Source organism: bacterium (assembly GCA_041648665.1).
Classification (GTDB): Bacteria; UBA10199; UBA10199; order 2-02-FULL-44-16; family JAAZCA01; genus JAFGMW01.
This window is the reverse complement of record JBAZOP010000035.1, coordinates 25,170-31,950: the sequence shown is the minus strand read 5'-3', so window position 1 is coordinate 31,950 and position 6,781 is coordinate 25,170. Positions and strand designations below refer to the sequence as shown.

Genomic DNA, 6,781 nt, shown 5'->3' with positions numbered 1-6,781 from the left:
GATCACGAACTGTTCGTGCGGCTTGAACAGCAGATTGGCAAATCCCATCTGGTTTCTCTTCACCCATCCCGCCGGGACCTCCGAGCCCTTGGCGTCGTCGACTCCGTAACCCACATTGGTCTCGAGCCACTTGAGCCAGTTGCTCTTTATCTGCCCCCATCCCGATATCGAGCGCTGCCTTCGGTTGTCCTGGCTGATGGAGAGCGCGGTGCCCAGGCTGTAGCCGTACTGGAACTCGGCCGACGGCTTGAAGAATTTGTGGATCGGGACCTCGAGGCTTGCGGCGACGCCCCAGTTGTTCACGTCCGACGCCCCCGCGGTCGCATTGTTGTGCCTGGCGTAGAGGCCTGAGATGTAGACCCACAGCTTTCCCGCGGGCAGCTTGTGATAGTAGCCGAACGAACCCTCCATCATAGGTATGCAGGTCGTGTTCCCGCTGTCGTTGAACGTCATCACGTTGGACGGCAGGTTGGCGCTGGCGGCCAACTCCATGCCGCTCCCTTCGCCTATGTCGTGCATATACGTCGCCCTGATCTGAGGCCTCCTGAAACCGAGGTTCCCCTGGGTCCAGAGGTTTGAGCCTATGTTGAGGGTTGCGGTGTTGAGCGGAGAGAAGAGCTCCCACTCCTGGCCCACGAGCACTCGCCAGTGCGTCTGGCCGATCCCAGCGTACGCCCTGCGGAGCCTGGGCGCGATCGAGCCTATGCTCATGTTCGTGCCGCTGAAGAAGTCCATCTCTATGCGGCCGTCCACGGTGAAGCTCTTGCCCCCGAAGTCGTATGGGTCGAGCATGAAGCCTATGCGGCTGTTCTGGGGTGTGCCGCTGATGAACGCGTCGTTGTTGCTTGCCACCGACTCGTCCACCACGCGGTTGAATCCGGCCATGTTGCGGTTCCAGCTCGCCGGGTCGTTGTTGAGCGTGCCGAAGGAGGAGAGCTGGGAGTCGGCCCACATCATCTCGGCGGAGACGAATCCGTAGAGCTTGAACGGGACCTTGCTCGAGATGGCTATGGTCTTGATCTCGTCGGTCTGTATGCCGCCGGGCGCCGGGGGGAGGGCCTTTTCCGCGTCGGCCGCGATGGCCGGCATGGCGATGAACGAGAGCGCAGCCGCGCACGCCAGTATCTTCATCTTCATCGTTGTTCTCCGTATCTTCTCACCGCATGGAATAGTTCTTCTCGATCCACTTCATGTATTCGCCGCTGCGGACCGCATCCACCCACTCGCGATTCGCCAGATACCAATCCACGGTTTCGGCGAGCCCCTGATCGAACGACCTCCTGGGCTTCCAGCCCAGCTCGCGTTCGATCTTCCGCGAGTCTATGGCGTAGCGGCGGTCGTGGCCGCGGCGGTCCGTCACGTGTTTTATGAGGCCCGCGCATTTTCGGCCGGGCATCCTCTGTTCGATCATGGCGCATATCCTCTCGACTATCTCTATGTTGCGCTTTTCGCATCGTCCGCCGACGTTGTAGGTCTCGCCGACCCTGCCTTTCTTCAGTATGAGGGATATCGCGCTGCAGTGGTCCAACACGTGCAGCCAGTCGCGCACGTTTCCGCCGTCGCCGTAGATCGGGAGCTCCTTCCCCTCGGAGGCGTTGAGCACCATCAGGGGGATGAGCTTCTCGGGGTGCTGGTAAGGCCCGTAGTTGTTGGAGCAGTTCGAGATGGTCGCAGGCATGCCGTAGGTGCGGACGTAGGCGCGGACCAGGTGATCGGAGGAGGCCTTGGTGGCGGAGTAGGGACTGGAGGGATCGTACGGGCTCGCTTCCGTGAATGCCGTTCCGGCCTCTGCCGAGCCGAAGACCTCATCGGTGCTGATGTGGTGGAAGCGTTTCCCCTCCGGAGATTTCCACGAGGCCCTGGCCGCATCGAGCAGGTTGAACGTGCCCACGATGTTGGTCCGCACGAAGTCCGCCGGCCCGTGGATCGAACGGTCAACGTGGCTCTCGGCGGCGAAGTGCACCACCGTGTCGATTCGGTGTTTTTTGAAGAGGTCGGCGACGAGCGGATAGTCCGCTATGTCCCCTCTGACGAACTCGTAACCCTTGCCCTCCCGGCGCTCGGCCACGTCCCGCAGACTCATCAGGTTGCCCGCGTACGTGAGCTTGTCGAGATTTACGATGTTGCCGTCGAAGCGCTCGTCGAGGAGCAGATACCTTATGAAGTTGGAGCCGATGAAGCCGGCGCCGCCGGTGATCAGTATGTTTTTCATATTCCAGCCTCTTTCATCCTCGCCAGACAATCCCTGAGCGCCTCTCGCCATGGCCTCTGCATTACGCCGAAGTCGCGCGCGATTTTCGCGCAGTCGAGCGTGGAGAACATCGGCCTGCGCGCCTCGGCGGGATATTCCGCGGTCGTTATGGGGACGATCCGGACCTCTCTCTTTACGATGCCTAACTCCTGCGCATCCTCCAGAATCGCCTTTGCGAAACCATACCAGGTCGTCTCCCCGGAATTGCAGAAGTGGTAGATCCCTTCGCGCGGGTCGGCGCCCGGCCGTAAGGATATCTGCGCGATCGCGGCCGCAAGGTCCTTCGCATAGGTGGGGCATCCCCTCTGATCGTCCACCACCCTGATCTCGTCGCGCTCGCGGAAGAGCCTGAGCATCGTCCTCGCGAAGTTCTGCCCCTCTTTGCCGAAGAGCCACGAGGTCCTGATGATGATCGAGTCGGACTTCGCGGCCAGCGTCATCCTCTCGCCCTCGAGCTTGCTTCGGCCGTACGCGGAGAGGGGCCCGGTCGGATCGTCCTCCCTGTAGGGCCGGGGCGATTTGCCGTCGAACACGTAGTCGGTCGATATGTGGATGAACCCGGCGCCTATCCGATTCGCCACCGCCGCGGCGTTGCTTGCCCCGGAGCCGTTGACCCTGAAGGCCAGATCCTTCTCTCTCTCGGATCCGTCGACCGCGGTGTATGCGGCGCAGTTTACCATCCACTCGATGCGCCTGCCCTTCGCAAAGGCGAGCATCGCCGCCATGTCGGTTATGTCGAGCTCCGCGTCGGTGCCCTCGCAGTCCGCGCCCGCATCCCTGAAGGCGGCCATCGCCTCAGTGCCGAGCATCCCGCGCGAGCCTGTTATCCATACGGTCATCGTCGCTCTCTCAGAGTTTGAACGGGCTTTCGGGGTCGTCCTCGTGCCTGATCTCGTCCACCGTCTCTCCCTTGCCTTTGCCGCGGTATAGCCTGTCGGGGTAGTTGATGACCATCGCAGGCTCGTCCGAAACGTTGACATAGGCGTGCACCACGCCCGGCGGAACTATCACGGTGGCGGGCGCACCGTCACCCAGGGTGTGTTCCGACATCTTGCCGTAGGTGGGGCTCTCTTTCCGGTTGTCCCACAGGACTAGCTTGAGCCTCCCGGGCCCGGTGAAGGCGAAGACGTCGGTCTGGCGCACATGCTCGTGCGGCCCCCTGGACTTGCCGGGCAGGGTGAAGGAGACGTAGCTCATCGCGATGTCGATCTTTTGAGGCAGTTCGTCTTGCCTCAGGGTCTCTATGAGATGGCCGCGCGCGTCCTCGTGTCTCGCGAGCTCTATCACGCGAACGCCGTCTATGTCGCCCGTGGTGAAATTCATGACTGGCCCTCGCTCTCCAGTAATGAGATCAGGTATTCTCCGTACCCGGATTTTTTGAGAGGCTCCGCCAGCTTTCTGAGGTCGCTTTCATTTATGAATCCCATCCGATATGCGATCTCCTCCACGCACGAGATCTTGACCCCCTGCCTCTTCTCAAGGGCCGCGACATAGGAGGATGCGTCCAGAAGCCCTTCCGGGGTCCCGGTGTCCAGCCATGCGAAGCCGCGGCCCAGGAGCTTCACGCTCATGCTGCCCTTTTTTATGAAGTGGCGGTTTACGTCCGTGATCTCGAGCTCGCCGCGGGCCGAGGGGGCAAGACCTTTCGCCACCTCGATGGCGTTGTTGCGATAGAAATAAAGGCCCGTGACCGCCCACTTGGATTTCGGGACCTTCGGTTTTTCCTCTATCGATACGGGACGGCATTTCCCGTCCAGCTCCACCACTCCGTATGCGGTCGGATCCTTGACTGAATAGCCGAAGATGGCCGCGTCGGATCGGCCGGATTCCACGTCTTTTTTTGCATCGCTGAGCATCTCCGGAAGTCCGTGTCCAAAGAATATGTTGTCTCCGAGGACCAGACAGATGTCGCCGCCTGCGACAAATTCCTCGCCGATGATCAGGGCGTCGGCCAGCCCCCTGGGCCTGGCCTGCTCTACATAGGCGAAGCTCATGCCCCATTGGCTGCCGCTGCCCAAAAGCTCCCTGAAGCGGGGGAGGTCGCGCGGCGTGGATATGATCAGCACCTCCCTGACCCCGGCGAGCATGAGCACCGAAAGCGGGTAATATATCATGGGTTTGTCGTAAACCGGCAGGAGCTGCTTGCAGACTACGGAGGTGGATGGGAAGAGCCTCGTCGCAACTCCGCCGGCCAGGATGATGCCTTTCATTGGGGTCGCTCCTTTCAGTGTGATCTTGACTCACTTACAATGCGTCCCGCCGCTCGTGCAACTGTTAGTTTACCGTGAGATTTTGTTGGCTATTTTGGGAAAACGTGATAGACAATATTCCCAATCGTATCGTACGCCGTGTTTCCCCTCAGGACGTATCGATCCATTTCAAGAGCTGATTTTGGCACAACGTCAGCGGAGGTGAGGTCTAACAGATGGTAAGGATGAGTTCTTTTTACGGCATCAGGTCTTCGACTGCAATCAATCTACCCAAGGGAGATGCAGGCGCTCCGGCGCCCGAAACCGATAGCGTCAAAGAATGGTATCCGGCTGATCTGGTCGATAATGCGGCCATCAGGCGAATCAGACATGGCGTTCCCCTGCGGGAGGTCCTCCCTGCGATTTCCGCCGCCTCTATGAGGCTGAGGCTTTATCGAGACTTTAAAGAAAACGGGAAGAAGGAATTCTCAGGCCTTGATGTGAGCGTGGAATGGACGACCGCGTTGCTCATCTATTCGGCCATGAACGTGGTGCAAGATGCCGGCGAGTCCAGGGGCATGAAGGTCTACGACGGTTACCCCAATCTTCTTGAGTCCGGTTTGAGCACTTTCGGCGGCGATAAAGACGAATTCAGGATATACGCCAGGACCCAGGATACCGCTTTGGATATAGTCACGAGCCAGAGGCTCCTGGCCTCGCATCGCGGCTATATCACCGACATCGGGAATGGGTTGGCTCACTTCAAAGACCTCACCGGCGTATTCATAACCAAACCTGGTGTGGCTCCGAAGAGGGTGGGGGTGTCGGGCTACGAGTTTTTTGTCGATTTCACGCTTTCGTCGAGCGTGCCCAGACTCAAGATCAAGGAGGAGCCTGCGTACCTCATACCAGGCCCTCCGAGGCTCTCCAGGGAAGAGATCGCGGCTGGGGTCGATGGCGCGTCTTGCGATGCTATGGAACTGATGCAGATGTTTTCCGATGGGATTCCCGCGTTCGCCATCCCCATAGAGGTGACAGGTCACGGCCGACTCGAAGGGATCTCTTCCGTACCCACGGTGGGTTCGTGCGCTGCAAAATCCGCGCTCACGGCCGCAGGCATCTCCCTGACGCCCAGTTTTATCCCCAACCCCGTGTTTCGCCACAGCTTTGTCCCGAGGTTCTGAGAAATTCGCGCTATTCCGGTTTGATCGCTTCCACAGGGCACTGTTCTATGCATGCCCCGCAGTCGGTGCATTTCTCCGGGTCTATGGCCCTGCGGTCGTCCTTTTCGGCGATGGCCTCGGCCGGGCAGACTGGGTCGCATGCCCCGCAGTTGATGCATTCGTCTGTTATCGTGTGTGACATGGTTTTCCTCCTGATCGTCCTCTTTGATCGCGGCCATTATTACGACGGGGCGGCCGATGCAACAGTAATTTATCGCCCTGGCTGATCAGGCGTTATATAATGCGGACGGAGGTATGGCTTGATAGGTGCGCCGGGCATATTCGCAGCCGTGACCGTGCTGCCGATCGCCCTGATAGTGAACAGGATCCTCAGGGAGCGCAGGAGGTCCCGCCTCATCAATGAGCCCTTGTCCGAAGAGCGGCTCGCGATGATCCGGCGCAACGTGGCTCTCTACAAATTCATCCCGGAGCAATACAGGGCCGAGCTCTCCGGCCATACCAACATCTTCCTCGCTGAGAAGCACTTCGAGGGCTGCGGCGGTCTTGCCCTCACGGACGAGATGAGGGTGACGATCGCGGCACAGGCCTGCATTCTGCTCCTGGGGCGAAAGAGCAGCTACTTCCCCAAGTGCGACTCGATCGTCGTCTACCCCGCCGCATACGTCGCCGACAAGAGACAGAGGGTCGGATACATGGAGGTGCACGAGGACAGCGTGCGCCTGGGCGAGTCATGGACCCAGGGCGTGGTGGTGCTGGCCTGGGACGACGTGCAGGGAGAGGCGGCCCGCCCCGAGGAGGGCAGGAACGTGGTGCTGCACGAGTTCGCGCACCAGCTCGATCAGGAGGACGGGGCGAGCGACGGCACGCCGATACTCGCCAACCGCTCGGCGTATCCGGAATGGGCGAGGGTGATGAGCGCGGAGTATAAGAAGCTGAAGGACAGAGAGTTTCATCATGCGCGCGACGTGATCGACGCGTACGGCGCCACGAATGAAGCGGAGTTCTTCGCGGTAGCCACCGAGGCCTTTTTCACGAAGGGCGCGGCCCTCAAGTACAAGCACCCGGAGCTCTATGAGCTGCTCAGGGGTTACTACACGCTCGATCCGGCCGACTGGAGGCAATCGGCTCCCTCGCCGCAAAACCTCTGATTGACAGTT

8 protein-coding genes are annotated in these 6,781 nt (G+C 60.2%); 2 read left to right on the top strand and 6 right to left on the bottom strand.

What is annotated here, in order from left to right:
• The 5 genes from WC683_11685 to rfbA all read right to left on the bottom strand — a co-directional run.
• A partial coding sequence (locus WC683_11685) for a hypothetical protein (GenBank protein ID MFA4973267.1) occupies positions 1-1,137 on the bottom strand: 1,137 nt, incomplete at its 3' end.
• A gap of 19 nt (positions 1,138-1,156) precedes the next feature.
• Entirely contained in the window at positions 1,157-2,212 is a 1,056-nt protein-coding gene (rfbB, locus tag WC683_11680; GenBank protein MFA4973266.1) for a dTDP-glucose 4,6-dehydratase, read from the bottom strand.
• Positions 2,209-3,090 carry a dTDP-4-dehydrorhamnose reductase gene (gene rfbD, locus WC683_11675; GenBank protein ID MFA4973265.1) on the bottom strand — a complete coding sequence of 294 codons (882 nt, stop codon included), beginning with the start codon at positions 3,088-3,090 and terminating at the stop codon, positions 2,209-2,211. Before rfbD ends, rfbB begins: the two co-directional genes overlap by 4 nt.
• 10 nt (positions 3,091-3,100) lie before the next feature.
• Positions 3,101-3,574: a dTDP-4-dehydrorhamnose 3,5-epimerase family protein gene (locus WC683_11670; GenBank protein ID MFA4973264.1), complete on the bottom strand. Its 474-nt coding sequence runs from the start codon at positions 3,572-3,574 to the stop codon at positions 3,101-3,103.
• Positions 3,571-4,461, bottom strand: a complete 891-nt coding sequence (gene rfbA / locus WC683_11665) for a glucose-1-phosphate thymidylyltransferase RfbA (GenBank protein MFA4973263.1) — start codon at positions 4,459-4,461, stop codon at positions 3,571-3,573. The genes WC683_11670 and rfbA overlap by 4 nt, the downstream gene beginning before the upstream one ends.
• Positions 4,462-4,685: 224 nt before the next feature.
• Between rfbA and WC683_11660 the strand changes: the two genes are divergently transcribed.
• Positions 4,686-5,624: a hypothetical protein gene (locus WC683_11660; GenBank protein ID MFA4973262.1), complete on the top strand. Its 939-nt coding sequence runs from the start codon at positions 4,686-4,688 to the stop codon at positions 5,622-5,624.
• Positions 5,625-5,634: 10 nt separating this feature from the next.
• Here the strand turns inward: WC683_11660 and WC683_11655 are convergent, their stop codons facing one another.
• The gene (locus WC683_11655) at positions 5,635-5,805 is read right to left on the bottom strand and encodes a 4Fe-4S binding protein (GenBank protein MFA4973261.1); all 171 of its coding nucleotides are present in this window, start codon (positions 5,803-5,805) and stop codon (positions 5,635-5,637) included.
• Between the two features lie 118 nt (positions 5,806-5,923).
• On the opposite strand from WC683_11655, the gene WC683_11650 reads away from it, so the two are divergent.
• Positions 5,924-6,772: a M90 family metallopeptidase gene (locus tag WC683_11650; GenBank protein ID MFA4973260.1), complete on the top strand. Its 849-nt coding sequence runs from the start codon at positions 5,924-5,926 to the stop codon at positions 6,770-6,772.
• Positions 6,773-6,781: the final 9 nt, after the last annotated feature.

Bases quoted from the DNA above. Each gene is read 5' to 3' on its own strand.
- WC683_11660 (MFA4973262.1), top strand. From the start codon at position 4,686: ATGAGTTCTTTTTACGGCATCAGGTCTTCGACTGCAATCAATCTACCC.
- rfbA (MFA4973263.1), bottom strand. From the start codon at position 4,461: ATGAAAGGCATCATCCTGGCCGGCGGAGTTGCGACGAGGCTCTTCCCA.
- rfbD (MFA4973265.1), bottom strand. From the start codon at position 3,090: ATGACCGTATGGATAACAGGCTCGCGCGGGATGCTCGGCACTGAGGCG.
- WC683_11670 (MFA4973264.1), bottom strand. From the start codon at position 3,574: ATGAATTTCACCACGGGCGACATAGACGGCGTTCGCGTGATAGAGCTC.
- rfbB (MFA4973266.1), bottom strand. From the start codon at position 2,212: ATGAAAAACATACTGATCACCGGCGGCGCCGGCTTCATCGGCTCCAAC.
- WC683_11655 (MFA4973261.1), bottom strand. From the start codon at position 5,805: ATGTCACACACGATAACAGACGAATGCATCAACTGCGGGGCATGCGAC.